The 26551-nt window shown below is 46.6% G+C and carries 19 protein-coding genes; 10 read left to right on the top strand and 9 right to left on the bottom strand.

The window, feature by feature from the left end; all coding sequences use genetic code 11:
- Window positions 1–157 precede the first annotated feature (157 nt).
- On the bottom strand, window positions 158–1846 hold the full coding sequence (locus BQ9893_RS17155; protein WP_075967054.1) for a Na/Pi cotransporter family protein: 1689 nt from the start codon (window positions 1844–1846) through the stop codon (window positions 158–160).
- Between the two features lie 82 nt (window positions 1847–1928).
- On the opposite strand from BQ9893_RS17155, the gene BQ9893_RS17150 reads away from it, so the two are divergent.
- A complete protein-coding gene (locus BQ9893_RS17150; protein WP_075967053.1) occupies window positions 1929–3596 on the top strand; it encodes a nucleoside kinase in 1668 nt (555 codons plus the stop codon).
- Window positions 3597–3760: 164 nt separating this feature from the next.
- On the opposite strand, the gene BQ9893_RS22245 is transcribed toward BQ9893_RS17150, so the two are convergent.
- Together BQ9893_RS22245 and BQ9893_RS22240 are read right to left on the bottom strand one after the other, a co-directional pair.
- Window positions 3761–4849 (bottom strand): sensor histidine kinase, encoded by a 1089-nt coding sequence (locus BQ9893_RS22245; protein ID WP_244155173.1) that lies wholly within the window; start codon window positions 4847–4849, stop codon window positions 3761–3763.
- A gap of 20 nt (window positions 4850–4869) precedes the next feature.
- Window positions 4870–5685 (bottom strand): GAF domain-containing protein, encoded by an 816-nt coding sequence (locus BQ9893_RS22240; RefSeq protein ID WP_244155172.1) that lies wholly within the window; start codon window positions 5683–5685, stop codon window positions 4870–4872.
- 197 nt (window positions 5686–5882) lie between these two features.
- On the opposite strand from BQ9893_RS22240, the gene rpoN reads away from it, so the two are divergent.
- The 5 genes from rpoN (at window position 5883) to BQ9893_RS17120 (ending at window position 10851) form a co-directional block, all read left to right on the top strand.
- Window positions 5883–7352 (top strand): RNA polymerase factor sigma-54, encoded by a 1470-nt coding sequence (rpoN, locus tag BQ9893_RS17140; RefSeq protein WP_075967435.1) that lies wholly within the window; start codon window positions 5883–5885, stop codon window positions 7350–7352.
- A 12-nt stretch (window positions 7353–7364) separates the two neighbouring features.
- Window positions 7365–7985, top strand: coding sequence for a hypothetical protein (locus BQ9893_RS17135; protein ID WP_075967052.1), 621 nt, complete (start codon window positions 7365–7367; stop codon window positions 7983–7985).
- A 16-nt stretch (window positions 7986–8001) separates the two neighbouring features.
- Complete coding sequence (gene gcvH / locus BQ9893_RS17130; protein WP_075967051.1) at window positions 8002–8382, top strand: glycine cleavage system protein GcvH; 381 nt, start codon at window positions 8002–8004, stop codon at window positions 8380–8382.
- Complete coding sequence (gene purE, locus BQ9893_RS17125; protein WP_075967050.1) at window positions 8379–8885, top strand: 5-(carboxyamino)imidazole ribonucleotide mutase; 507 nt, start codon at window positions 8379–8381, stop codon at window positions 8883–8885. Before gcvH ends, purE begins: the two co-directional genes overlap by 4 nt.
- A 124-nt stretch (window positions 8886–9009) precedes the next feature.
- On the top strand, window positions 9010–10851 hold the full coding sequence (locus BQ9893_RS17120) for a 4-hydroxy-3-methylbut-2-en-1-yl diphosphate synthase (RefSeq protein ID WP_075967049.1): 1842 nt from the start codon (window positions 9010–9012) through the stop codon (window positions 10849–10851).
- A gap of 117 nt (window positions 10852–10968) precedes the next feature.
- On the opposite strand, the gene BQ9893_RS17115 is transcribed toward BQ9893_RS17120, so the two are convergent.
- The gene (locus BQ9893_RS17115; protein WP_075967048.1) at window positions 10969–12777 is read right to left on the bottom strand and encodes an alpha-1,3-galactosidase-related protein; all 1809 of its coding nucleotides are present in this window, start codon (window positions 12775–12777) and stop codon (window positions 10969–10971) included.
- A 101-nt stretch (window positions 12778–12878) separates the two neighbouring features.
- Here BQ9893_RS17115 and cysS point away from each other — a divergent pair, with 101 nt between their 5' ends.
- On the top strand, window positions 12879–14357 hold the full coding sequence (gene cysS, locus BQ9893_RS17110) for a cysteine--tRNA ligase (RefSeq protein ID WP_075967047.1): 1479 nt from the start codon (window positions 12879–12881) through the stop codon (window positions 14355–14357).
- Window positions 14358–14366: 9 nt separating this feature from the next.
- Entirely contained in the window at window positions 14367–14774 is a 408-nt protein-coding gene (locus tag BQ9893_RS17105; RefSeq protein ID WP_075967046.1) for a PaaI family thioesterase, read from the top strand.
- Between the two features lie 134 nt (window positions 14775–14908).
- On the opposite strand, the gene BQ9893_RS17100 is transcribed toward BQ9893_RS17105, so the two are convergent.
- Window positions 14909–16363, bottom strand: a complete 1455-nt coding sequence (locus tag BQ9893_RS17100; protein WP_075967045.1) for an aminoacyl-histidine dipeptidase — start codon at window positions 16361–16363, stop codon at window positions 14909–14911.
- A 119-nt stretch (window positions 16364–16482) separates the two neighbouring features.
- Window positions 16483–17499 carry a lysylphosphatidylglycerol synthase transmembrane domain-containing protein gene (locus tag BQ9893_RS17095; protein ID WP_075967044.1) on the bottom strand — a complete coding sequence of 339 codons (1017 nt, stop codon included), beginning with the start codon at window positions 17497–17499 and terminating at the stop codon, window positions 16483–16485.
- 96 nt (window positions 17500–17595) lie between these two features.
- On the opposite strand from BQ9893_RS17095, the gene rsmA reads away from it, so the two are divergent.
- Together rsmA and mgtE are read left to right on the top strand one after the other, a co-directional pair.
- Window positions 17596–18381: a 16S rRNA (adenine(1518)-N(6)/adenine(1519)-N(6))-dimethyltransferase RsmA gene (gene rsmA, locus BQ9893_RS17090; protein ID WP_075967434.1), complete on the top strand. Its 786-nt coding sequence runs from the start codon at window positions 17596–17598 to the stop codon at window positions 18379–18381.
- Between the two features lie 82 nt (window positions 18382–18463).
- Entirely contained in the window at window positions 18464–19813 is a 1350-nt protein-coding gene (gene mgtE, locus BQ9893_RS17085) for a magnesium transporter (protein ID WP_075967043.1), read from the top strand.
- A gap of 24 nt (window positions 19814–19837) precedes the next feature.
- On the opposite strand, the gene BQ9893_RS17080 is transcribed toward mgtE, so the two are convergent.
- From BQ9893_RS17080 to BQ9893_RS17070, 3 genes are all read right to left on the bottom strand, one after another.
- On the bottom strand, window positions 19838–21196 hold the full coding sequence (locus tag BQ9893_RS17080; RefSeq protein ID WP_244155171.1) for an ATP-binding protein: 1359 nt from the start codon (window positions 21194–21196) through the stop codon (window positions 19838–19840).
- 395 nt (window positions 21197–21591) lie between these two features.
- Window positions 21592–23259 carry a RagB/SusD family nutrient uptake outer membrane protein gene (locus BQ9893_RS17075; RefSeq protein WP_075967433.1) on the bottom strand — a complete coding sequence of 556 codons (1668 nt, stop codon included), beginning with the start codon at window positions 23257–23259 and terminating at the stop codon, window positions 21592–21594.
- 20 nt (window positions 23260–23279) lie between these two features.
- Window positions 23280–26360, bottom strand: a complete 3081-nt coding sequence (locus BQ9893_RS17070) for a TonB-dependent receptor (protein WP_244155170.1) — start codon at window positions 26358–26360, stop codon at window positions 23280–23282.
- Between the last annotated feature and the right edge of the window lie 191 nt (window positions 26361–26551).

Raw genomic sequence — 26551 nt, 5'->3', positions numbered from 1 at the left:
GGTGTTGGCAGGTGTGAGACTAAATGTCTCACTAAAGAACCAGGTTCGTGGATGACGCGGATGAAACGGATGAAAGCGGATTTTAATTATTTTATCCGTTAAGATCCGCCCGATCCGCGTCATCCGCAAACCTGGTTCTTTAATGTTTCAAATATTCTTATATCTTTTTCTCGATAACCGCCTGTACCACATTCAGCACGTAGTCGCCTAATTTTTCGGCTTCACCGATGATATCCATGTAATAGACACCGTCTTGATACTGGTATTTCTTGTTATTGATGTCTTCCACATTATGGATTTTCAACTGGTTGCGATAATTGTTTATTTCGTTTTCGATGTTGTAGGACGGGTTGACATCGTCACGTACAAGTTCCGATTTCTTCAGAATCTCGATCATGCGATGCAAAGCCTTCTCCGTAAGTGCCAGCATCTGGTCCACATTGTGGTTCTGCTCGTCTGTGAAGACCGATTTAAACTCGTTTCGACGTTTGATGCTTCGCGCCATGTTATTGCAGGAGTCTGCTATACTCTCGATCTCCGATACGGCACGCAGCATGATGCGGATTTCTTCCTTACCTTCCGAGCTCAGGCGTCCTTCCGCCACACAAGTCAGATAATTGGCAATCTCTATCTCCATCCGGTCACTGATACTTTCGTATTTCTCGACGCGGCTATAGGTTTTCAGGAAAGCATCCTCGTTCTTCTCATAAAACAGCGCTTTCACCATATCCAACATACGGCCTGTACGCTCGGCAAACAGTGTGATCTCCTTATGTGCCTGCAAGATCGAAAGTTCGGCTGTCGACAACATACCACCCGTAATATAACGTAAACGATATTCCTCGTCCTCGTCTTTCTTCCCTTTGATAAGGAAACAAACCGTCTTCTCTATCAAGCCGACAAACCAGATCATAATAAATGTATTACTGATATTGAAAGCCGTATGGAAAGCGGCCAGTTTGAAAGAGACAGCCACCGACGGATCGGAAATGCGCATTACGTTCGTGACGAACCAGGAAACGGCATTGGTGAACGGATAGAACAGGATCAATACCCAGATCACACCGAACACGTTGAAGACAAGGTGTGCCAAAGCTGCCCGCCTGGCTTGTGTATTGCCGGTCAAAGCCGCCAGGTTGGCCGTGATCGTTGTTCCTATATTTTCACCCAATACGAGCGCCACACCCAATTGATAGTCAATCCATCCGTTGGCACACATAATCAACGTGATAGCCATCGTCGCAGCAGAGGCCTGCACAATCATGGTCAGAATAGCCCCGATAAACAGAAACAGGATGATGGAAAAGAAGCCCATATCGGCATAATTCTGCACAAAGGCAAGCATCTCCGGATTGGCTCCGAGATCTGGAGCATTAGCTTTTAGGGCCTGAAGCCCCATGAAAAGGAAAGAGAAACCGAAAATGAACTCTCCGACCGATTTACGTGAACTTTTTCCGGAGAACAGGAGTGGAATACCGAACGCGAGCAGAGGAAGAGAAAAAGCCGCAATGTCGACTTTGAATCCGAGAGCCGAGATCAGCCAAGCAGTGACGGTCGTACCGATATTGGCTCCCATTATGACACCGATGGATTGGGTAAGAGTAAGCAGCCCGGCATTTACGAAACTGACCACCATGACCGTTGTAGCGGAGGATGATTGAATCAGGGCTGTAATCAAAACCCCGGTAAGAACTCCGGTAACCCGATTGGTCGTCATGGCCGTCAGAATCCTGCGCAAACTGTCTCCCGCAAACTTCTGCAGACCTTCGCTCATGATCTTCATACCGTACAGGAACAAACCCAAGGAACCTATAAGGCGTAGAAAATCAAAAAATGAATAGTCCATTTAAAATACGTTTAAGTGGATGTATATCCGATTAATATTCCTAACTTTAGGGGACAAAAGTACATATAATAACTGATATACCATGTCTGAAACTATTACAATTTATTGCAAAAACAACAATACTTATAAAGAAGTACCGATTGGTTCTTCATTGTTGGAGATCTATTCATTGGTTGGCGCACCGCTTCGGTTACGCCCGATGAATGCACAGGTGAATAATAAAACGGAAGGGTTGACCTTCCGTTGCTGGCATCCGAAAGACGTAGAATATGTCGACTATTCCACGCTTTCGGGAATGCGAACATACGTCCGTTCCCTCTGCCATATTTTCTCGAAAGCTGTGAACGACGTGCTCCCTTCGGCAACCCTGAACCTGGAACATCCTATCTCGAAAGGCTATTATTGTGTTATCCACAATGGCAAAAACATAGACGAAGAGACGATCGGCAAGATCAAAAAGCGGATGCGTGAAATCATCGATGCCGACCTGCCTTTCCATTTGAAGACGGTCCGGACAGCCGATGCAGCAGTCCTGTTCCGTGAAAGAGGCATGAATGACAAGGCCCGCCTGATCGAAAGCGCCGGCATGCCTTATACTTCTTATTATGAATTGGACGGCTACATCAACTATTTCTACGGCTGCCTGACTCCTTCCACCGGTTATATCCGGCATTTCGACCTGGTTCCCTACTTCGACGGCGTGTTGCTGCGTGTGCCTCAAAGAGCGAATCCGACAGAATTGGAACCTGTCATCCGCCAAGATAAAATGTTCCAGGTCTATAAGGAACACCTGACTCTGCAACGTACGGTCGGGTTGGACAACGTCGGAGACCTGAACCGGGTGATCGAAAAAGGCCTGGCCTCCGAGGTCGTGATGGTTTCCGAAGCCATACAGGAAAAACAGGTAGCCAAGATCGCAGAAGAAATTGCCGCCCGCTATGATAACGGCATCCGTATCGTGCTGATTTCCGGACCGTCCTCATCGGGGAAAACGACTTTCTGCAAACGGCTGGAGATTCAGTTGATTACAAACCTGATCCATCCGGTCGGACTTTCGCTGGACGATTACTTCCTGAACCGTGAAGATACGCCGAAAGACGAATCCGGCGAATATGACTTCGAGTCGCTGTATGCCCTCGACCTGCCTTATTTCAACAGCGAACTGCAAAAGTTGCTTTCAGGCGAAGAGATCGATGTGCCGAGTTTCAATTTCGAGACAGGCCGCCGCGTTTTCAAAGGAAAGAAACTGAAGATGCAGAAAAACTCGGTCCTGGTGATAGAAGGCATCCACGCCTTGAACCCCGAACTGACCGCCATGATCGAAGATTGCTACAAATACCGCATCTATGTGTCTGTGCTGACTTCCATCTCGTTGGACAATCACAACTGGATCCCGACAACCGACAACCGACTCTTGCGCCGTATCATCCGCGACTACCGGTTCCGCGGATATTCCGCCCGTGACACAATCGCCCGCTGGCCCAGCGTACGCCGGGGCGAAGACAAATGGATATTCCCGTATCAGGAAAATGCGGATGCGATGTTCAACAGTGCCATGTTGTATGAACTGGCCGCCTTGCGTAAGGAAGCCGAACCGATCCTGCGCGAAGTGCGCGAATGCGATCCGGAAAATGCCGAAGCGTATCGTTTGCTCCGTTTCCTCCGCTACTTCAATTATATTCCCGATGCCGGGCTTCCGGGAACTTCCCTTTTGCGTGAATTCCTCGGAGGCGGCAGTTTCCGGTATTGAGTTGCTATAACGGAATACTTTCTTATGAGGAAATAAAATTTTCATAGGCATGAAAATTTTATTTCCTGCCCATGATAATTTATTTTCCCGCGGGAGAAAATAAATTTTCACCAAATGGAAACAGGTGAAAATTTTTCTTCGTTGCCTGCTACACACGCAGAAAATTATCTATTGTAAGGGAGCGTAAACCAGAAGCGCGTGCCTTCTCCCACCTTCGAATCGACACCGATTGTCCCACCGAGGGCTTTGATAATGGTTTTGCAGATTGTCAGACCTAAACCGGTCCCTTGTTTGAATGAGTTGACTTTCATGAAACGGTCGAAGATCGTCTGTTGATGCTGGAGCGAGATCCCGATACCCGTATCGATTACTTCAATCAGCACATACCCTTCTACGATGCGGAAAGAAAGCCTTATGCTTCCCTTTTCCGTAAATTTGACAGCATTGGAGATCAGATTCGAAATCACCTGCGTGACTCGCTTAGGATCGGTATGAACGAGGATGTCCGGCAGCGCGTCGAAGTCACAGATCAATGAAACCTGTTCCTGTATTTTCAACGCATGTACTTGAAACTGTTCATAGAATATCTCTTTCAGGCTGGCATCGGCAAGCGAGTAGTCCAGGATGCCCGATTCTATTTTGGAAAAGTCCAGGATATCGGTAATCAGACGAAGGAGCAAGTCACTGTTATTATTGATTATTTTGACAAACTCTTCTTTTTCTTCTCTATCGTCAGTCTCGGCAAGAATATTGGAAAATCCGATTATGGCGTTGAGCGGTGTCCGTATCTCGTGGCTCATATTGGCAAGGAAGGCTGATTTCAGCTTGTCCGCTTCACGAACTTTCTGTATCTCCAACTCCGACTGCCGGGTTTCGTACTCCGCATGCCGCAGCTTCTCCTCCAACAGTTTTTCTTCAGTGATATTAGTGACGTGGCAGATCATTTTGTTTTGCCGCTTGCTCCCTTTCGTCTTATAGGCCTGCGCATTGATACGAATCCAGATCGTTTCGTTTTCGATAGCGGTGCGGCATTCAAAGCTGCAATGGTCCAGTTTACCTTCTATCACTTGGAAAAGTTGGTTGACATTATCGCTCGAACGAACAATCCGTTGTACACCTTCGAGCGTCATATGCTTGTTATCTCTCAAGTAATTGAACAGTTTATTGTCGTCCGGCGTTTCGTTCAGGAGCGAATCGACAAACAACTCTTTCTTCTCTATATCGTATTCGGCTATAAGAGAATGACCGGACAAGAGAATGGCTTTCAGGATCGCTAGGTTGTTTTGCGTCTGTTCCTCTTTAGCCTGTTTTTCCGTTTCATCGGGCTACCGAAGATTTTAGTGTCGGCATCGTTTATATCGATCAAGTTTCCTTCCGCATCATACAGTTCCACACCGATCGGCAGATTATTGAAAAACTGATAGAACTTCGTGCTCAATTTGGAGATACGTTTTCTCGACTCTTCCAGATTATAACTGGTTTGCCAACGTTCTATTATAATGGAGAAAATACCAGCAATGATATGCATGTCCTCCACCTCCGAGGCGGTCCAGAAACGGCTCTTCTGCACCGAGTCGAAACCGATGAACCCTTGTACTTTATTATGGAAGGTAAGCGGGATGATCAGCATAGACTTCAGCCGTTGTTCGGCCAGCAGGATTTTGTCGACATTCGCTTCTGCAGGTAGGCCGGCTATATCTCCCAGCACGATATCGTGCCCGTCCTTGACGGTGTCAATAATCCACGGGATTGTGTCGTATGTCAATTTATTCCGGTCATCTTTGGGGACTTTCACCCACGAGCTCTTCACTTCACACGTAAAATTAGCAGCCAACCCGTCTTTCTCAAAGATGGCAACATACCCCCAATCAGCACAGAAATAATCCAATAACAAGTTCATCGCTTTTTCGATTGGCTTGTTTTCTTCGTTGAACAGGATAACTAAGACTTCAGAAATAACACGTTTGATTGTCGGCGTTTCCGAAGACATACGAATTCCGGTATTGCCAGGTTTGTTATCTTTGGCTTCCAGTAATCGTATTAATTCTTCCCGGGTCAACCGATCGTATAGCGATGTTTTAAGAGTCATATCAGATTCTTTATATGATGACAAAAATAAAAAATAGTTTTGATTCTGAGCATTTTTCGTCAATAATAATGATTTAATCTATCTTCCTTTAGAACTATTATATTTTGAATATCGAGGTCATTCCGTGTAAAAAGTTATATTTGCATGTTCTAACATCGGACGATCCGGCGATTGTCCTTTATTTATTGAATTTGATTATGTTGAAGCAACAGTTACAGCAAAAGTTACAGCAAAAACTCTCTCCGCAGCAGATTCAGTTGATCCGGCTTCTGGAGCTCCCCGCCATAGAGCTGGAAGAACGCGTGAAGCATGAACTGGAAGATAATCCCGCGTTGGAAGAAGGAAAGGATATTGCGGAAGACTTTGACCGTACTGACGAAGGTGGCGAGGAGTTGACATCTAACGAGACGGAAGGAGGAGGCGAAACAGACATCGACCTTTCACTCGGCGACTATATGAGCGAGGACGACATACCCGATTACAAGCTTCGCGAATTGAGCGAGCGGACGGAAAAGAAGGAGGATGTTCCTTTCTCGGTCAGTGAATCTCTGAACGAATATCTGCTCCAACAGCTCGGATTGCGGGATTTGCCGGAGAAGCAGGTGAAAATCGCCGAATATATCATCGGGAATATAGACGACGACGGTTATTTACGCCGTGACCTGTCCGCCATAGCCGATGACCTGGTGTTTCAGGCAGGGCAGGATGTGACGGAAAAAGAAATAGAAGAAGTACTTGCCATCATACAGGATTTTGATCCGGCAGGAGTCGGCGCCCGCAACCTCCAAGAATGCCTGCTGCTCCAGTTGGCCCGCCGGGAAAAAACACCCGAGACGGAGTTGGCAACCCGGATGTTGACCGACTTTTTTGAAGAGTTCACCCGCAAGCATTACGACAAGATCATGAAAGGGCTGGAGATCGATGAAGCCGCCTTGAAAAAAGCGATCCGTGAAATAACGACCCTCGATCCCAAACCTTGCAGCAGCTGGGGTGGTTCCATGGAGACGGCTATGAGCCAGATCATTCCCGATTTTGTGGTGGAAGCTGTCAATGGTGAACTGATCTTAAGCATGAACAACCGGGGAATTCCCGATATGCGCATCAACCGTGAATATGCGGAGATGTTTCAGGATTACGCCGGCAACAAGGCGAACCAGACGAACCAGATGAAGGAAGCCGTCCAGTTTGTGAAGCAAAAACTCGATTCCGCCCAGTGGTTTATCGATGCCATCAAGCAACGTCAGGAAACTTTGCAACGCACGATGGAAACAATCATCCTCCTGCAACGCGATTTCTTCCTCACCGGTGATGAAGCGACCTTGCGCCCGATGATCCTCAAAGATGTGGCGGAACGGGCCGGATATGACATCTCGACAATCTCACGTGTGAGCAACAGCAAGTACGTGCAGACGAACTTCGGCATCTATCCGCTCAAATATTTCTTCTCCGAATCGATGCAAACCGACAGTGGCGAAGAAATCTCCACCCGTGAGGTGAAAAAGATCATGAAAGAGCATATCGACGGTGAAGACAAACGCAAACCGCTTACCGACGAGGAGTTGGCCTCCATCTTGAAAGAGAAAGGCTATATCATCGCCCGCCGTACGGTAGCCAAATACCGCGAACAATTGGGTATTCCGGTTGCGCGACTCAGAAAAGAAATATAAAATTGAAACGTTATGAGGTTATTTTCAAATATCATATCCGGTATGTTCCACCCGTTGCTGATGGTGACGTATGGGGTCGTGTTGGCTCTCACCTTCACGTATCTGGCAATCTATCCGCCGACGATAAAGCTGTTGCTCGCAGGCGGAGCATTCCTGTCAACGGCAGTTATCCCCGGAGCATTCATCTTTATGATGGTAAAAAACGGGGCGGCAGTCGATATGGAACTCTCGAACAGGCATGAACGCGTGGTTCCGTACCTGATCTTTATCACATCGATCATGGTCTGCGCTTTCTATATGTATAAAATGATGTTGCCGTTCTGGTTCATTTCTTTGCTATTAGGTGCTTGTATAGCGCTAATCTTAGCGTTGCTCATCAACTTTTTCTGGAAGATCAGCGCTCATGCGATCGGGATAGGCGGATTATTGGGTGGCATCATGGGCGTAGCGCGGATCCACTTGATAAACCCTTATTGGGCCTTTATTATCGTGATCATAATAGCGGGGCTGGTCGGGACTTCACGTATCTTTCTGAAAAGGCATACTCCCATGCAGGTATACGCCGGGTTTTGTCTCGGATTTATATGTACCTTTGTAGCCTCATTCTTGAGTTATATCTATTTATTCATCTAATAAAAACACTAAAATTATGAATTTTCCTACAGATTTAAAGTACACAAAAGATCATGAATGGATCCGTGTAGATGGCAATGTTGCCTACGTTGGTATTACTGATTACGCACAAAGCGAATTGGGCGAAATCGTTTTCGTCGACATCACGACAGAAGGCGAAGTTGTTGGCAAAGAAGAAGTTTTCGGAACAATCGAAGCAGTAAAGACTGTTTCAGACCTGTTCATGCCGGTAGGTGGTGAAGTAATCGAAATGAATGCCGAATTGGAAGACAAACCCGAACTGGTGAATGAAGATGTATATGGTAACGGATGGCTGATCAAGATCACCATTTCAGATCCTTCCGAACTGGATGAACTGATGTCTGCTGCCGAATACGAACAAATGATTGCGAAATGACACCTGTAGTTAGTATCATTATGGGCAGTACTTCGGATCTGCCCGTAATGGAAAAAGCGGCCAAACTGCTCGACGAGATGGAGATCCCGTTCGAAATGCACGCTTTATCCGCCCACCGCACGCCTGCCGAAGTGGAAGCATTCGCCAAAGGAGCCAAAGGACGCGGTATCAAAGTGATTATTGCGGCTGCCGGTATGGCTGCTCATCTATGTGGTGTGATCGCTTCCATGACGACAGTTCCCGTAATCGGCGTACCTATCAATTCGACGCTCGACGGTATGGATGCCTTACTGGCCATCGTACAGATGCCTCCGGGAATACCAGTTGCCACCGTCGGTATCAACGGAGCCCTGAACGCCGGGATTCTGGCAGTCCAAATACTTGCCGTCGGAGACGAACAGCTCCAGGATAAGCTCGCAGCCTACAAGGAAGACCTTAAAAAGAAAATTGTAAAAGCAAACGAAGAACTGGCTAAGGTTTCCTTCAAATATAAAACGAATTAGTTGAAAGGTGAGGTTGAAAGGTGAGAGTCAACAAGGGAGGCAAGCGGTATCGAATACTTTGCGTTTTTGTTGACTTTCAACTTTCAACTCTCACCTTTCAACTTTCACCTTTCAACTTAAAAAAATGGAAGATTTTTTTAACTATCGTCGCCGTAAATCGTCTGTTGTCAACATAGGGAACACGCCGCTTGGAGGTGACTATCCGATTCGCATCCAGTCGATGGCAAACGTCTCCACAATGGACACCGATGCGGCCGTCAGCCAAGCGATCCGGATGATCGAGGCCGGTGCGGAATATGTGCGTTTCACTGCCCAAGGAGAACGTGAGGCCCGCAATTTAGGCGTAATCCGTAAACAACTTCACGAAGCCGGATATACGACTCCGTTGATCGCCGACATCCATTTCAACCCACGTGCGGCCGACGCCGCTGCCGAAGAGGTGGAGAAAGTGCGTATCAACCCCGGAAACTATGTCGACAAAGTGAAGACGTTCGACCTGCTGGAATATACCGATGAGGAATATGCCGCAGAATTGCAGAAGATACGCGACCGTTTCATTCCATTTCTTAACATCTGCAAAGCACACGGAACCGCCATCCGCATCGGCGTGAACCACGGTTCGCTGTCCGACCGGATCATGAGCCGCTATGGCGACACTCCCGAAGGCATGGTTGCCTCTTGTATGGAATTTCTGCGTATCTGCCGGGATGAAAACTTTTCCGATGTCGTGATTTCTATTAAGGCCTCGAACACGGTTGTCATGGTAAAAACCGTCCGCTTGCTGGTCAGGACAATGGAAACGGAAGATATGCACTATCCGTTGCATCTCGGTGTGACGGAAGCCGGCGACGGCGAAGACGGACGTATCAAGAGTGCCGTCGGTATCGGCGCTTTGCTGTCCGATGGCATCGGCGACACGATTCGCGTCTCCCTGAGTGAAGATCCGGAAGCTGAAATTCCGGTTGCCCGCAAACTGGTCGATTACATACTCGAACGTGAAGGGCACGAACCGATAGAAGCCATGCCGGCTCCGGGATACGATCCGGTTGCTGTCGAGCGTCGCCGTAGCCGGGTGACGGAAGGAATGGGGGGTAATTTCCCGCCGGTTGTCATTTCCGACCGCAGCAACGGTGATTTCGAGTTCGATTATGCGTCTCAACCGGACTATCTATATATAGGTAAGGAAGATCCTGACAATCTGCCGGACAATTTCCGCCTTTTGGTAGACGCCCACTTCTGGAAAGAACGTCCGAATGCCTACCCTTTCTTTATAGCATCGGAAATAGAGGAACTGAAAGATTATTCCGCTCCCCTGAAATTTATACGCCTCACCTACCGGGATCTGACCGACCGCGTAATCGAGGTCCTGAAAGAAGACACTTCCGTAATCGTAATCTTGAGTACGCATCACCGGAACGGTATCGCCGCCGAACGTGCAGCCATGCATCGCTTGCTGTCAGCCGGTTGCGACGTGCCGGTCGTCTTGCACCGCGATTATAGGGAAACGGATATCGAAGCGTTGCAACTGAAATCGGCTGCCGACTTCGGGACTTTGTTGTTAGACGGTTTCGGTGATGGCATCATGCTGCACAACGAAGGTTGCGAAGCAATGGTGACGGATAGCTGCATGTTCGGCATTCTGCAGGCAACCCGTACCCGCATCAGCAAGACAGAATATATCTCCTGCCCAAGTTGCGGGCGTACCTTATATGACTTGCAAACGACAATCGCCCGTATCAAAGAAGCCACCGCACACCTGAAAGGCTTGAAGATCGGCATCATGGGATGTATCGTGAACGGGCCTGGCGAAATGGCGGATGCCGATTACGGCTATGTCGGTGCCGGAAAGAACCGGATCAGTTTATACAAAGGAAAAGAATGTGTCCTGAAAAACATTCCCGAAGAAGAAGCTGTGGAACGATTGATCCAGCTGATAATGGAGAATGGGGATTGGACGGATCATTAATAAGTATAATAAAAAAGGCGGTGTGCCAAGTACTTTTTGGCACACCGCCTTTTTTTCACTTCTGCAAAACCCCGGATAATAATTCCCCAGCATTCTGCTACCTTACCGAGGCTTTTTTTAGTCCTCAGACCTTATATCTTTGGCTTCATCGAACCCTCCATCGAACCGATTATCTTTGATCTCGGCATTAACAACGCGCTGGAAGTAGATGCGATGGTTGTTCCAATGGAAAGCCGGATAATCGTGATTTTGTTTAACCACATTATTACGGAAAACAAGGCCATCCACCGATTTAGCATACAGGATCGGCATGTCAAAAGTCTCGAACTCGTTGTCCTCGATCACGATTCCACTATGGAAATATTTCTTCTGATCCTTCAAATCCGGTATCTCCGGATAGATGGAAATAACAGCATTCGTGAACTGGAATTGATTTGTCAATGCGTTGATAAAGCGATTGTTCCGGATCAATACGTCATGGCAGGCACCCGTCTCGAACCAGCCGTTACAGTCACCGCACAAGAGGATTGCCGTACCGGATGTATGATCGAAGATGTTATTCTCGACCACTGTCTTCTTCGGAGTACTGAACAGGGAACCGCGGGCACGGTTATTGCGGATCACATTATCGGCAAAATAAACCTCAGGTGTCCATTCCAGATTCTCGATACCGTAAGTGCCGGCTTCACTGATGGCAGGATCGACAGACTTCTCGAACGTAATACGGAACTGTTTGGCACCGTGATCGTCCGGCTTATCGACAGCCTCAATCGCTGTCACCTTGTTCTGCTCTCCTAAAATCTCCATCGTCTTGGAATCGATAAACTGGACGGTATCCCCCGGACGCCCCCATTCAAAACCGTAGGATTGACCGTGCATATACTCGCCGACCAACGTCTTGTCGTCTATCCGTTTCTGCACTTTCAAGTAAGTTCCGTGCACATTGATGGCATCATCCATCATCCCTTCATACAGACCGCCGACCGAACGGATCAGCCCCTTGCAACCGGAAAAATGAGTGGCATCGGCCTGTGTCGTAAAATAACGCGGATCATCCTGGCCACGCAGGCAGACCGAGAATTTATCCAGTGTGATATTCTCGCTCATCTGAGCCAACAAACCCATTCCTTCCGCATAATGCACCTGTATGTTTTCAAGTATCGTATTCGTATCATGATACATGAAAACGCCCGGTGTTGGACGCCCATACCCACGAAATACGACAACTGTTCCCGGTATCAGTTTCTTGTTCTTCCAAGGGGCAAGGATTTTGCGTGGCGCAATCTCGGTGACCCGCTTGCTACCCACACGGATATCGCTGGTCGTATAGACCAATCGCTTCGTATCCCCTTCAAAAGCGATTCCTCCAGCAGGGACATGCTCCCAACCTTCCCCTTTGGCAACAAAGTTGCTGTCACGTATTTCGTATTCCACCCAGGGAGCAACCTCGTAGGTGATCATACCGCCAATCGTGTCGTTCTCCAACACTTTTACCTGGCTGATATGTGGATTTAAAAAGTCGATACTGAAATTTTTCAACGTACAATTATCCGAACCTACCAGAGAGACCGGAAGCATCCGTCCGTGGAAAATCAGTTCGGATCCTTGCCCGTCAAAAACCACGTTCTTCATATTCTCGAAAGCCAGTCCCACCTGTTTCGGATTATCCTGGTCATGGTTGGAAATGAAATATTCACGCTCTGAAGAACCCGACGGGTAAAAATCATAACGACCTTTCGGCAGGAAAATCCGGACCGTGTCGGAGTTCGATTCCGCCGCTATTTGCTGAAGGGCTTTCGCTATCAATGGAGAAGCATTTTCACCGGTATCAGGTTTCAGTCCGTACGCGGACAGATCATACGTGCCACCTTTACAAGCCGTAAACAGGGCAATAAATAAGAATGTCAAAACAGAGTTTAATTTCATGACTGAATCTTTCGTTTATTATATTTTCAATTATTAGGGACAAACTTACTCAAAATTATCCGATTTTATTGTAAGTTTGCCCCACTTAAATACAAATAGATATGGAACATCCATTAAGCATTTACAACACACTCACAAGAAAAAAGGAACAGTTCATCCCGCTGCACGAACCGCATGTGGGTATGTATGTTTGTGGCCCTACTGTTTATGGCGATGCCCATCTGGGTCATGCACGTCCGGCGATCACATTCGACCTGCTGTTCCGTTATCTGACACATATAGGATACAAAGTACGCTATGTACGCAACATAACGGATGTCGGTCACTTGGAACATGACGCAGACGACGGTGAAGACAAGATTGCCAAGAAAGCCCGTCTCGAACAGCTCGAACCGATGGAGGTCGTGCAGTATTACCTAAACCGTTACCATCATGCGATGGAAGCGCTCAACGTGCTGCCGCCCAGCATCGAGCCACATGCGTCCGGCCATATCATCGAACAGATCGAACTGGTCAAGAAGATACTGGATAACGGTTATGCATACGAAAGCAAAGGGTCTGTCTATTTCGACGTGGAGAAATACAACAAGGATCATAACTACGGTGTTCTTTCCGGACGTAACATCGATGACATGTTGAATACGACCCGTGCGTTGGACGGACAGGACGAGAAGCATAATCCGATCGACTTTGCCCTTTGGAAATGTGCACAGCCGGAACATATCATGCGCTGGCCTTCCCCGTGGAGCGACGGATTTCCCGGCTGGCATTGCGAATGTACGGCAATGGGTAAAAAATACTTGGGTGAACATTTCGATATCCACGGCGGTGGGATGGACCTGATCTTTCCGCATCACGAATGCGAGATTGCACAGGCTGTCGCTTCCCAAGGCGAAGAAATGGTCCATTACTGGATGCACAACAACATGATCACCATCAACGGACAGAAGATGGGAAAATCCTTGGGCAACTTCATCACGCTGGACGAATTCTTTACCGGTAATAATAAAGTGTTAAGCCAGGCCTATTCGCCCATGACCATCCGCTTCTTCATCCTCCAGGCCCATTACCGCAGTACGGTAGATTTCAGCAACGAAGCCCTGCTGGCAGCCGAAAAGGGATTGGAACGCTTGATGGACGCTTACAATCATCTGATGAAATTAAAGGCAGCCGATGTTTCAACAGTGGATGTAAAGGATTTGCGCCGCAAATGCTACGATGCGATGAACGACGATCTGAACTCACCGATCGTGATCGCACACTTGTTCGATGCGACCCGTGCCATCAATTCCGTAAAGGACGGTAAGGCAACGATTTCGGCCGAAGACCTGAAAGAATTGCAGGATGTATTCCATACGTTCATCTTCGATATCCTCGGAATGAAAGACGAAGCGGCTTCAGCCGGCAACAATAGCAATGAAGCGTTTGGAAAAGCAATGGATCTGTTGCTGACCATCCGCCAACAGGCGAAAGCCAACAAAGACTGGGCTACATCGGATAAGATTCGTAACGAACTGACGGCTATCGGTTTTGAGATCAAAGATACGAAAGACGGAGCCGAATGGAAATTAAGCAAATAAAGCAGGATCATGACGATAAACGAATTCCTTCAAGGAGACAAATTTGCATTATTGGCCGGTGTCGAACTGTTGGAGACTGGTAACGGTTATGCAAAGGCCCGCATGGAAATAAAGCCCGAACACCTCAACGGTGGCGGCGTCTGCCAGGGCGGCGCCATCTTCACTTTAGCAGATCTGGCTTTTGCTGCTGCGACAAACAGCCATGCGCGTCTGACGCTTTCCATTACTTCCAGCATCAACTTCTTCAAAGCCGAAAGCAAAGGTTTCCTTTATGCCGAAGCTCACGAAGCATTCAGCCACAAAAGGCTTGCCAACTGTGAAGTACGTATCACCAACGAAGCCGGCGACCTGATCGCCACCTTCAACGGCACAGGCTACAGAAAAGACACGGAACTGCCTTTTGAACCGATAAAATAAAGACTTTGTATAGTTGATGATGTATCGCAATCATTCCATGAGATAAGTCGGGAATATGAAGACGAAATAAAAAAGCCTCCAATGGATTGAATTCATCGGAGGCTTTTTTTACAATATTATATATAGGATACGAATCAGATTCTCGCAAGCGTCGTCACAATAAAGTTCCACGTACGGGCAACAGACTGTATGCTCACACGTTCGTCAGGAGAATGCGGATGCTGCAAGTCCGGACCGATAGAGATCATATCCATACCGGGATAGGCTTCCTGGATAATTCCACATTCCAGGCCGGCATGCATAACCTTCGCTTCCGGTTTCTTTCCGTACAGATCCAGATAAGCCTGCTGCATGATTTTCAATATCGGTGAATCAATATTCGGCTGCCATCCGCCGTAACCATCCGAATATTCCACCTTCGCCCCGGCCAGAGAGAAAATACTTTCCAAGCTCGAACAAACAGCATCCTTACGGCTCTCGGACGAACTTCGAACCAAAATCTGAATCTCGATCATTTCGTTCGATGACTTGACGATTGCCAGGTTTGTAGACGATTCGACCGTGCCCGGGAAATCGACCAACATACTGATCACACCGTTCTGGCAACCTTCTATCGCGTTGATCAAATCATCCTGAATCTCTTCCGGAATCAGAGTTGCCGGCATATCGGTCATTTCAGCCATAAAATTAATATTGTGTTCGATGCCCTTATATTCGGAACGATACATTTCCTGATAATCGGAAACAAGCTCCCAGAGAGCTTCCACGTTATCGCCCGGGATCGTTATGACGGCAAAAGCCTCGCGCGGGATTGCGTTGCGCAACGAACCGCCGTCGATAGACGACAGGCGAGCCCCGTAATCGCGTACAGCCTCTTTCAAGAAACGGAACATCAGCTTATTCGCATTCGCACGCCCCAAATGAATATCCACACCGGAATGGCCGCCTTTCAAACCGGTCAGGCAGATTTTCACGGCAACATCGCCCTCCGGGATATAAGTATCTTCCTTGAATTGCATGGAGACATTCAGATCGGCGCCACCGGCACAGCCGACAAACAGCTCGCCTTCTTCCTCCGAATCACAGTTCAAAAGTATCTCCCCTTTCAGGAACCCCGGCTTCAGACCGACTGCCCCATCCATTCCCACTTCTTCGTTAATAGTGAAAAGAGCTTCCAGCGGACCATGCTTCAACGTCTTGTCTGCCAGGACAGCCATCGCAAAAGCAGCCCCCATGCCATTATCGGCGCCCAATGTCGTTTCACGCGCCTTCACCCAATCTCCATCTATGTAAGCATCGATCGGATCGGTTAGAAAATCATGTTTTACCGAAGAGTTCTTCTGTGGAACCATATCGAGGTGGGACTGCATGGTCACGGTTTTGTGTCCTTCCATCCCCGGTGAAGCCGGTTTACGAATCAAAACGTTTCCCACTTCATCCTGCAAGGTTTCCAATCCCAAACCTTTACCAAAAGCTACCATAAAACGGGTTACAGCCTCCATATGCCCGGTCGGACGCGGGATTTGCGTAAGGTCATAGAAATAACCCCAGACAGGCTGCGGAGAAAGATTTTTGATTTCTGCTGACATAAATAAAACTGCGTTTTAATTGACTATTGACAACTTATTAATCAACGGACAATTGATAATTGGCAATGACAATTAGGTTGATACTACTATTTATATATTTCGAATGGACAACCAGACCATTAATTGTCAATCGTCAATTGTCCATTGTCAATTGTTTTATTCGCAAAGGGCAGTGCCACCACACCGAACAACCCCGTAAGCCCGAGCCAGGCGGTTTGCACCGTATGCACCACAAGGGCGAAAGCCGCAGCATCGGTTTCTTTCACCCCGAAGCACATCAAGGTGGCGATCACCATAAAATGCCACGGGCCGATTCCTCCCTGAACGGGTACTGCCACGGCGATACTGCTCATCGTAAAAGCGATCAGGCCGACCGTCACGCCCAAGTCACGGGTAAAATCGAAAGCATAGAATGTGATGTAGAAATACAGGAAATATCCTGTCCAGATCAACAGGGTTTGAATCACGAAAAGACCTTTACGCTTCATCAGCCAAATGCTCTTCATTCCGTCCCAGACGTTCTGCAACATCGACTTTGCTTTCTTGACCAGCGTAAAGTTACTCATATATGTGAATATAAACCAAATTCCGGCAATAAAAATTACGCCGACCACGTAAATCCATATCGAGTTGAACATAGACTGAAAGCCGTCCAGCAACGCCGGGTTCTTCGCAAAGAAGCTACGGAAGAAATCAAAATTGAAGACAATGATAGACATGGTGATCAGCCCGACCATGATGGTATCGCTCACACGATCGATCAGCAACGTTCCCAACAAGCGGGTAAACGGGATCTTGTCATACTTGGTTATCATCCCACAACGCCAGATTTCACCGACACGTGGCAGCACAAGATTCACGGCATAATTTCCCAACACGGCATAGACCACATTGACAGTCTTCACCTTATCGCCCAGCGAACGGATCAACAGTCCCCAACGCAATCCCCGGATAATGTTGGCTCCCAAGCCGAACAAAAGGGAAAAAAGAATGATTTCATAACGGACACCCTTACGTATCACATTCCAGATTTCGCCAATATCCATCTTACTGTACAGATACCAAAGGAGTAAACAACCGAAAGCAAGCGGGAGAATTATCTTGAGAAACGTGCGTAGAATTGCTTTAAAATCCATTATGCGTAGATGACTTTAAATTATTTGTTGTATTTTTGTACACCTGCAAAGATAAGCATTATATTTAAATACGAACACATTACACCGAAGAAGTGGATGAGATTAGTTAAGCCAAAGAAAGCGTTAGGACAACATTTCCTGAAAGATCTGCAAATAGCTGAACGTATTGCAGATACATTGTCCGACTACAAACAGTTGCCCATACTGGAAATCGGCCCGGGCATGGGTGTCCTCACCCAATTCTTACTGGAAAAAGGACATGATCTGACAGTTGTGGAACTGGATATGGAATCAGTCGATTATCTGGAACAGAATTTTCCCACTCTGGAAGGTAAGATTTTGGCGGAAGACTTTCTGCGTTTGGATCTCGGCAAGTTGTTTCCGGACCAGTTTTGTGTGATCGGCAATTACCCCTACAATATATCCAGCCAGATATTCTTCAAAGTGCTCGACTACAAGGAGCATATTCCCTGCTGTTCAGGCATGATACAGAAAGAGGTAGCCGAACGCCTTGCCGCCGGTCCGGGCAGTAAGACATACGGTATCCTGAGCGTCCTGCTGCAAGCCTGGTACGAAGTGGAATATCTGTTTACCGTCAGCGAAAAAGTATTCGATCCGCCTCCAAAGGTCAAGAGTGCGGTGATCAGGATGGTGCGTAACGACCGGAAATCGTTGGGATGCGACGAGAAACTTTTCAAAACGGTTGTCAAGACCTCATTCAACCAGCGTCGCAAAACATTGCGTAACTCCATGAAACCTCTGCTGGGCAAGGATTGTCCCGATTATTCGCTCCCGATCTTCGACAAACGGCCGGAACAGTTATCCGTAGAGCAGTTTGTGGAACTGACGCTGATAACGGAGCGGAACTTAAAAGATTTATGATTTCAGATTTATGATTTATGATTTATGAAACAAAACACAAGCTTCATAAATCATAAATCATAAATCATAAATTCTCCAAGGTATGATTGAACTGACGAAAGAATACATCGACAATCTGAGAAACATCATCACAGAGAAGGATGACGCAAAGATTAAGGAAATACTGCACGAACTGTATCCGGCCGATATAGCCGAACTATACAAGGAACTTGATCTGCAAGAGGCGATCTACCTCTATCTGCTGATGGATGGTGAAAAGGCAGCGGATGTCTTGATGGAACTGGACGAAGAAGACCGCCACAAGTTACTGAAAGAGCTCCCGAACGAACTGATTGCCAAACGCTTCGTGGACAATATGGAGACCGACGACGCAGTAGACCTGATGCGTGAGTTGGACGAAGACACCCAGGAAGAGATTCTTTCGCACATCGAAGACGTAGAACAGGCAGGCGATATCGTCGACCTGTTGAAATACGACGAAGACACCGCCGGTGGTTTGATGGGTACCGAAATGATCGTGGTGAACGAGAACTGGAGTATGCCCAAATGCATCGACGAGATGCGCAAGCAAGCCGAAGACATGGATGAAATCTATTATGTCTATGTTGTCGACGACGATGAACGCCTGCGCGGAGTCCTCCCCTTGCAGAAACTGATCACCAATCCTTCCGTCTCGAAGATCAAGCACGTGATGAAGAAAGACCCGATCTCCGTCCGTGACAGCGACAGTATCGAAGAGGTGACCGAGACAATCGAGAAGTATGACTTGGTCGCCCTGCCGGTCATCGACAGTATCGGGCGTCTCGTCGGACGCATCACCATCGACGACGTTATGGACGAAGTCCGCGAACAGCACGAGCGTGACTACCAGTTGGCATCCGGTATCTCGCAAGATGTGGAAACATCAGATAACGTCTTCACCCAGACAGCCGCCCGTCTACCCTGGCTTCTGATCGGAATGATAGGTGGAATCGGGAATTCCCTGATTTTAGGGAATTTCGAAGGAAATTTTGCCGTCAACCCCAAAATGGCGCTGTTTATCCCGCTGATCGGAGGAACAGGCGGAAATGTCGGTATCCAATCTTCCGCCATCGTGGTGCAAGGCCTGGCCAACAACAGCTTGAAAGAAGGGAATATCCTGCCCCAGATATTGAAAGAGTCTGTCGTTTCGCTGATCAACGCCAGTATCATCAGCTTAGTCGTATTTATCTATAATTTCTTCATGTTAGGCGACAGAGGCATCACCGCTTCGGTCTCTTTAAGCCTGTTTGCAGTCGTGATGTTCGCCAGTATCTTCGGGACATTGGTCCCCATGACACTCGATAAACTGAAGATCGATCCCGCTTTAGCCACCGGCCCGTTTATCACGATCACAAACGACATTATCGGTATGATGATCTACATGTTCATCGCTTCTGCGTTGGCCGGATAAGTCTGTAAATCATTCATAAAGTTTTTACTCGACAATCCGCCAAAAGCCTTGTTTTCTACCTCCTACACGTTCCAATAAGCCAAGTTCTTGAAGACGTGAAAGATTATACTTAACACCGTTCTCTGTGATGTTAGGGAGGTTTTCACTTATTTCTTTCCGGGTCGCTTCGGGATGCTCTTTTAGGAAGGATAGCATAGCCTGTTGTTGCTCCGTCAGGTTTTGGGTAGTCTTTTGGGTAGTCTTTTGGGTAGTCTTTTGGGTAGTTGCTCTTTCCGGATACTCATACTTGAATATCGTCCAAATACCCGAAGCATCGTAACGAAATTCCGGTGTAGAAAATCCGTCATTCTTACAAGCCATAATAATACGCTCAATACCACGTCCCCATGCTTCAATCTCTCCTGAGCGAAAGAATGTATTAGCGATATCGGGGTTGTAAGGGTAACTTCGATGGGAAGATAGTAGTGTTTTTACAGTCCATCCATCTGGCAACACACCGCCATTTACAATTTCCAGTTTATTTTCCCATACACGGATTTGTATGGGAGAAGGTTCTGCATAATCTTTGTTAATGCATGCGTTCAGTAGTGCCTCGCGCAGAGCTTCTCTCGGTATAGGCAATGTTTCTATTCGGTGGATGCCTTCGTAGGTAATGATAGCTTTCATGTATTTAGTACATAGCAAATCCATCAGTTTTACAATTTGCTGAAACAGATTGCCATGTACCTCATCTTGATACACCAAATCCATTCCTTCACGGAAGAAACCAACCTTTACAAAAGCTCCGGTCACGTAACGTTCCGGGTCAGGATGAAATAACAAAGCTGCAGCGCGTTTCAGATAATTGCCTTCATAAAGCCGAAGTTTTTCTAACAAACCATGATTGTCATCCATTAAATCAGCATCTTCCATGCGTTCACTTCGTTTGGCATATTTACGGAATAAGTCAAAAGTAGCATTGTCCAAATCCTCTGTTTTCAGATAAGGCACAGGTGTGCTATCCCATGTCTTTCCCTGTTTGCGAAGCATGAAACGGTCAAGTGCCGCACCTTTCAATTCTTGATTGGTAGCACCGCTCCGCTGGTAATATTTGCCACGAAAACTAATCGGATAAGGATACACTTCTGTTACAATTTCCAGATATTGTTTTTCATGTTCCTCTTTCAGATTGGCCTCTACTAAGATACCAAGCATATCACGTACCTTGTTGGGAATATCCTCCATCAACTTCTTGGCATCCTGCACACCACAGATTTCGCCATTGTCCTTAATGCCGACAAATAGTGTCCCACCCTGTGCATTGGCAAAACCACATATCCATTTCAGATATTCGTCACGCCAAGATTCTTTAAATTCTATGTTATGGGATTCTGTATTCATCATATTCATTTTTCTTCTTTGAAAAATAACCAGAAGTATATTCTTGAGGCCATCCGGTATTTCCAAATATGTTTTTGAGAATCCAATGCCTTCATCTGTAATCCTCGGATGCAAATCTAAGGTAATCTTTTCGGAATGCCATCTAATACATATAAATAGATTCTCTTTACAAATATAGTGATAAAATTTGGAAGCGTATTATAGAGATAGATTTTGCTCCATATTCGGCATCATTCAAACTAACACCTGCCTTTCCCAGGCTTTTTATCGGTATGATGATCTACATGTTCATCGCTTCTGCGTTGGCCGGATAAGTAAAAATAGTGGAGGTGTGTCAAAATATACTTGTCCCCGCGCTTGACGCGGGGACAAGTATATTTTGACACACCTGAATTATTTTACCAACCTGTCGGTTGTTGGATATTCGGATTAGCCGTTCCTTCCTGTTGCGGGAATGGCCAAGAATCATGTTTCGGGAATGTGCAAGCACGAGTTTCAATCAATACGAAAGCCTCGTCATTCGGATTCCAGGCTCCATAAATCGGGCCGCTCATGGTTTCCGCTCCTATTCCCCAACGACGGATATCGTCATAACGTTTGTTTTCAAAACAAAGTTCCACGCGACGTTCACGACGATAAAGTTCACGAACTTTCTCCTGTGAGTTATAGACCGATTTATCCATATTCGGCAATCCGGCACGATGGCGGATCATATTGATATACGTCTCGACCTCCGGACTCTGCCAATCGCCCGTTTCAACCAGACATTCTACATAGTCCAATAACACTTCGGCATAGCGATACAGAGGAAAATCCAAAGAACCGTTACCTGTCGAACGGTCATTCTCGTCAATATATTTCTTCAGCATATAGCCGGAACGAGAAGCTCCGGTCTTACCTACATAATCGCTACTGCTTGGATCAAATGGCTTGTATGTATAATTGGTAATTGAAGAATCATCCCCCGGAAGTATGAACGTTGCAGCTAAACGCGGGTCACGAGGTTTATACAGCGGGTCCTTTTCATACAGCCCACGTTCGGATGCCGGTAACGACTGAATCGTCTTACCGTCTATCGTTTCATACGTATCCAACAACGATTTCAAAGGAGCCGCACAACCTTGTCCCCCTAAAGGAGTTCCCATATTACGGAACCAAATGTCACTTGCCCCATCTCTCGTGAAGAATATACGTTCTTTATTCTGTTCTCCTTTATAAGTAAACAAGTTCCGGTAATTAGCCGACGGATCCGAATCACCGGATTCCGTATCGTAATACAGTTCAAACGCCCCTGAATCGATCAAACGTTTTGCTGCCGCTTTCGCCAGATCATACTTTTTAAACTGCAAGTTGATATCCATTTTCATGGCCAAGACAACCGCTTGGCTGATACGGTCACGGCGTCCTTCATCCCACAAGAAGGGGAAAGCCTTTTCGTCCTGGACACTCAAGATCTCATCAAACTCCCGGTTCAGAAAATCAAGGCATTCTTCCACCGTATTGCGTCCCATATATACTTCCGTCGGATTCAAAGCCTTATCCACAATAGGAATACCATCGTGGCGGCCATACCATCGCAACAAATTCAAATGATACCAAGCCCGCCACGTCCGTGCTTCCACCTTCATACGGGTCCGTTCGGATTCATCTGAGAAATAAGCGCCATCCACATGTTCCAAGAAACGGCAACAGCGACGGATTTTCTGATAATAATAACGCCAAGTCCAAAAAGTCGATTCCCACGAAGAGGGAGAATTATTAGATGTAGGAGGCACCAAAGAGCCATTTCCCATCATGACGATACGCTGTTCGAAATTTGACAAGAAATACATATTGTCCGTCATGCCTTCCATACAAACAAATCCCAAATCATCCCCGCCATATCCGGCCTTCGGCCATGAACGACATTGTCCAAGCGCACTCTCGCACTCATTCATCGTTTTCCAAAATTTATCATCCGTCGTTGCAGTAGGATGGTCTTTCGTCAGAAAATCTTCACAACCGGTACTTCCAATCAGCAACATAGAGGAAAGCCCCGCTATTTTGAATATATTATTCAGTTTCATAATCTTATATCTATTTATCATTAGAAATTCAAGCTAAGTCCCAAAGAATAGGTTTTTACCAACGGATAAGAGCCACGCTGTCCACGGCTCTCCGGATCCACCAGTTTTTCTTTGCTGAATGTAAACGGATTCTGCAAGTTCGCATACACACAGATATTGCCGATACCGATCTTTTTCAATCCCATCTGATCAAACATATAGCCTAACTGTATATATTTCACACGACAATAACTTGCATCAAAATGCCAGAAATCAGACGTATGATGGTTGCTGCCATACGAAGAATTAGGAGCCATGCGCGGATAGCGGGCCGTCGTGTTGGCCGGTGTCCAATAATCACGCTGAACAGCCAATGGTGTCTGACCGTCTCCTCCCACGTTCAAGCCGAAAGAATAGGGTTCCGAATAATAAGCGTCAACGCCTTGCACGCCTTGGAACAGAACTTCCAACGTCCACTTCTTATAATCCAACGTAACATTGGCAAAATAGTTCAGTTTCGGCTGTGCATCTCCTCGAATCACCCGGTCGTCAGTCGTGATACGTCCGTCACCATTCTGATCGACATAATGAATATCACCCGGTTTCTGACCGTCAAAAATAACCACGCCCTCTTTAGGAACCATATTTCCCGATTCGTCTGTCGTGAAATCGCTCTCTTGCAGCAAACCGGCTGTCGGATACACATAATAGCTATTTAAAGCATATCCCACTTGGTGAATGCGGTCTCCGTTATCATAAGGCGCACCAAAAAGATCTTCAATTTTATTTTTGTTTTGAGACAAACCGAGATGTACATCGAATCCGAAATCTTTTGTCAGACTTTTTCCATAGACCATATCCAATTCCCAACCTCTGTTGCGAACTTTACCGGAGTTCAACGGGGCTGAAGACATACCTCCGATATAGGAAGTCGGCGGCGTGATGATCATATCCGTAGTCAACTTGTTATAATAATCGAACGTAATCGCCAAATCTTTAAACAAACGGATATCGGCACCAATGTTCAGCATGTGGACTGTTTCCCACGTAATATCCGGATTTCCGAAAACCGTTTCATTTCCGTTACTGGCATTAATCAACGATTGATATTTGTACAGTCCGATGTTTTCATTTCCCAGCAAACCGTAAGATGCTCTCACCTTAAATTCGTTCACTTTGCTTTTCAACGACTTCATAAACGACTCTTCATGTAGGTTCCAACCGCCACCGACCGACGGAAACACACCGAATTTATTTCCTTTTCCAAAACGGGAAGAACCGTCACGACGTACGGTCGCTTCCAGCAAATAACGGGAATTGAACGTATAGTTTGCTTTTGCAAAGACAGAAACCATTGAATAGCGATCCCAATCTCCGGTATTGGTCAACTCCTGGTTGTAGCCGGCGATGGCAAACAGGCGATGCTTCTGCCGTTCAAAAGTATATTCGGCCGTCCCTCCCAAATAGTAATAGCTGGAACGGTCTTTCGAAGCACTGTAGGATGCGCCCCAGGTTTGCAGAAAAGCGCCGGAGTTATAATCGAAGAAGTTATAGGCTTCACGTTCGTCACGCTGTGCACTGCTGCTGATACGATACGAATATTGTCCGCGGACAATCAATTTCGGAATAATCTCCCAACGCGGTGCAATGTTAATGCTGATATTATCTTCCAAGTTCGTACGGATACCGCCGCGTTCGATAATAGCTGCCGGATTTCGTTGTTCCGGCCTATTTCCATAATACACAATATCGCTCCCCTCTTTCTTCGGATAGTGGATCACTGTCGTCGGCGGTGTACGATAGATATAGGTAAAAATATCGCCCCCGCTGTCGAACAACGGTTTTTCCCGATTAGTACGATAGGAATTGAAGTCCATGTTGACCGACAGGTTGTCCAACAAGTTGACAGACGTATTAGCCCGGATATTCAACCGATCGGAGTTTGTGTTCTCTACCAGACCATTGTTTTTCAGATAATTAACCGTCAAAGCAAAACGTGCCAAGTTGCTACCGCCGGAAACGGCTACGGAATGGCTCTGCACAGAACCGTTCTTAAACAACCAATCCGCCCAATCCGTATCCGGATAGTTGATCGGATCCGTATGATTGCGGGTTGCGTCAATCGCTTCCTGGGAATAAACCGCATTTCCACCGATATTCAAATTGGCTGCATTCACCATCTCCATATAACCGGCGCCATCGATAAATTTAGGCAAATAAGTGGCCTGCTGCAAACCCACATAACCATTATAAGAAACGTTTACCTTGCCCGGCATACCTCGTTTCGTCTTTACTACGATAACGCCGTTAGCAGCACGAGCACCATAGATGGCAGCTGCGGCAGCATCTTTCAAAACCGTGACACTCTCAATCGTATTCGGATCCAATTGATTCATGTCCATCGGAATGCCATCGACCAACACCAACGGGTCGTTATTGGTTTCCAACGAAGAAATACCACGGATCTTAATCGTGGCAGCATCGGCACCCGGCAAACCGGATCCTTGCGTTACATTCAAACCTGTGATGCCGCCTTGCAAAGACTGGGAAAGAGAAGTAATCGGCTTCGAAGACATGTTTTTAGAAACATCCAAAGAGGAAATTGAAGAAATCGAGTTCAACTTCTTTTCCTCCGAAATACCGGTCACCACGATTTCATCCAACAGTTCTGCGTCTGAACTCAAAGAAACCGTCAAGTTGCTGATCGCACGTGACACGACATATTCATAATCCTTAAATCCGACATATCGGAAAACCAGCACATCCCCTCTTTTTGCCTTTATGTTAAAATATCCATTGCCATCACTGACCGTTCCCAAAGAAGTACCTTTGACCAAAATATTCACTCCGGGGAGTGGAAAAGGCGGTTCGGAGTTTTCCAAAACCTGTCCTTGGATAATCCAATTCCGATCGTCAGCAACATTGCTGACGGTTTCCGATGAATCGGAAACTGTTTTCTTTCCTATCGCAATATAGTCTTCGATTTGTTTAAAAGAATAACCGTCTCCCAACACAGTGCGCAGTGCTGTCAATATATCCGTTGTCCGGATATCCACTGAAACCACCCGGTCCTTCTGAAGTTCATCACTGCTGTAGGCTATTTTCACGCCCGACTGTTTCATAATAGCATCCAGAACTTGCTCTAAACGAGCGTTCTTAAAAGATAAATTCAATGTGTACTCTTGCTCTAAAAGGCTTGTTGAAGCTGAAACTGCCGGCGAGACACTTAATAAATTGATGAGTAAAAATAAAAATAATGAGCGCTTTAAGACTTTTTGTGCATACACTAAAGCCCCATGTCTGCTTTTTTCCA

It is taken from the genome of Parabacteroides massiliensis, from assembly GCF_900155425.1.
GTDB classification, from domain to species: Bacteria; Bacteroidota; Bacteroidia; order Bacteroidales; family Tannerellaceae; genus Parabacteroides; species Parabacteroides massiliensis.
The sequence above is the reverse complement of the archived record's forward strand: the minus strand, read 5'-3'. Positions and strand labels throughout refer to the sequence as shown.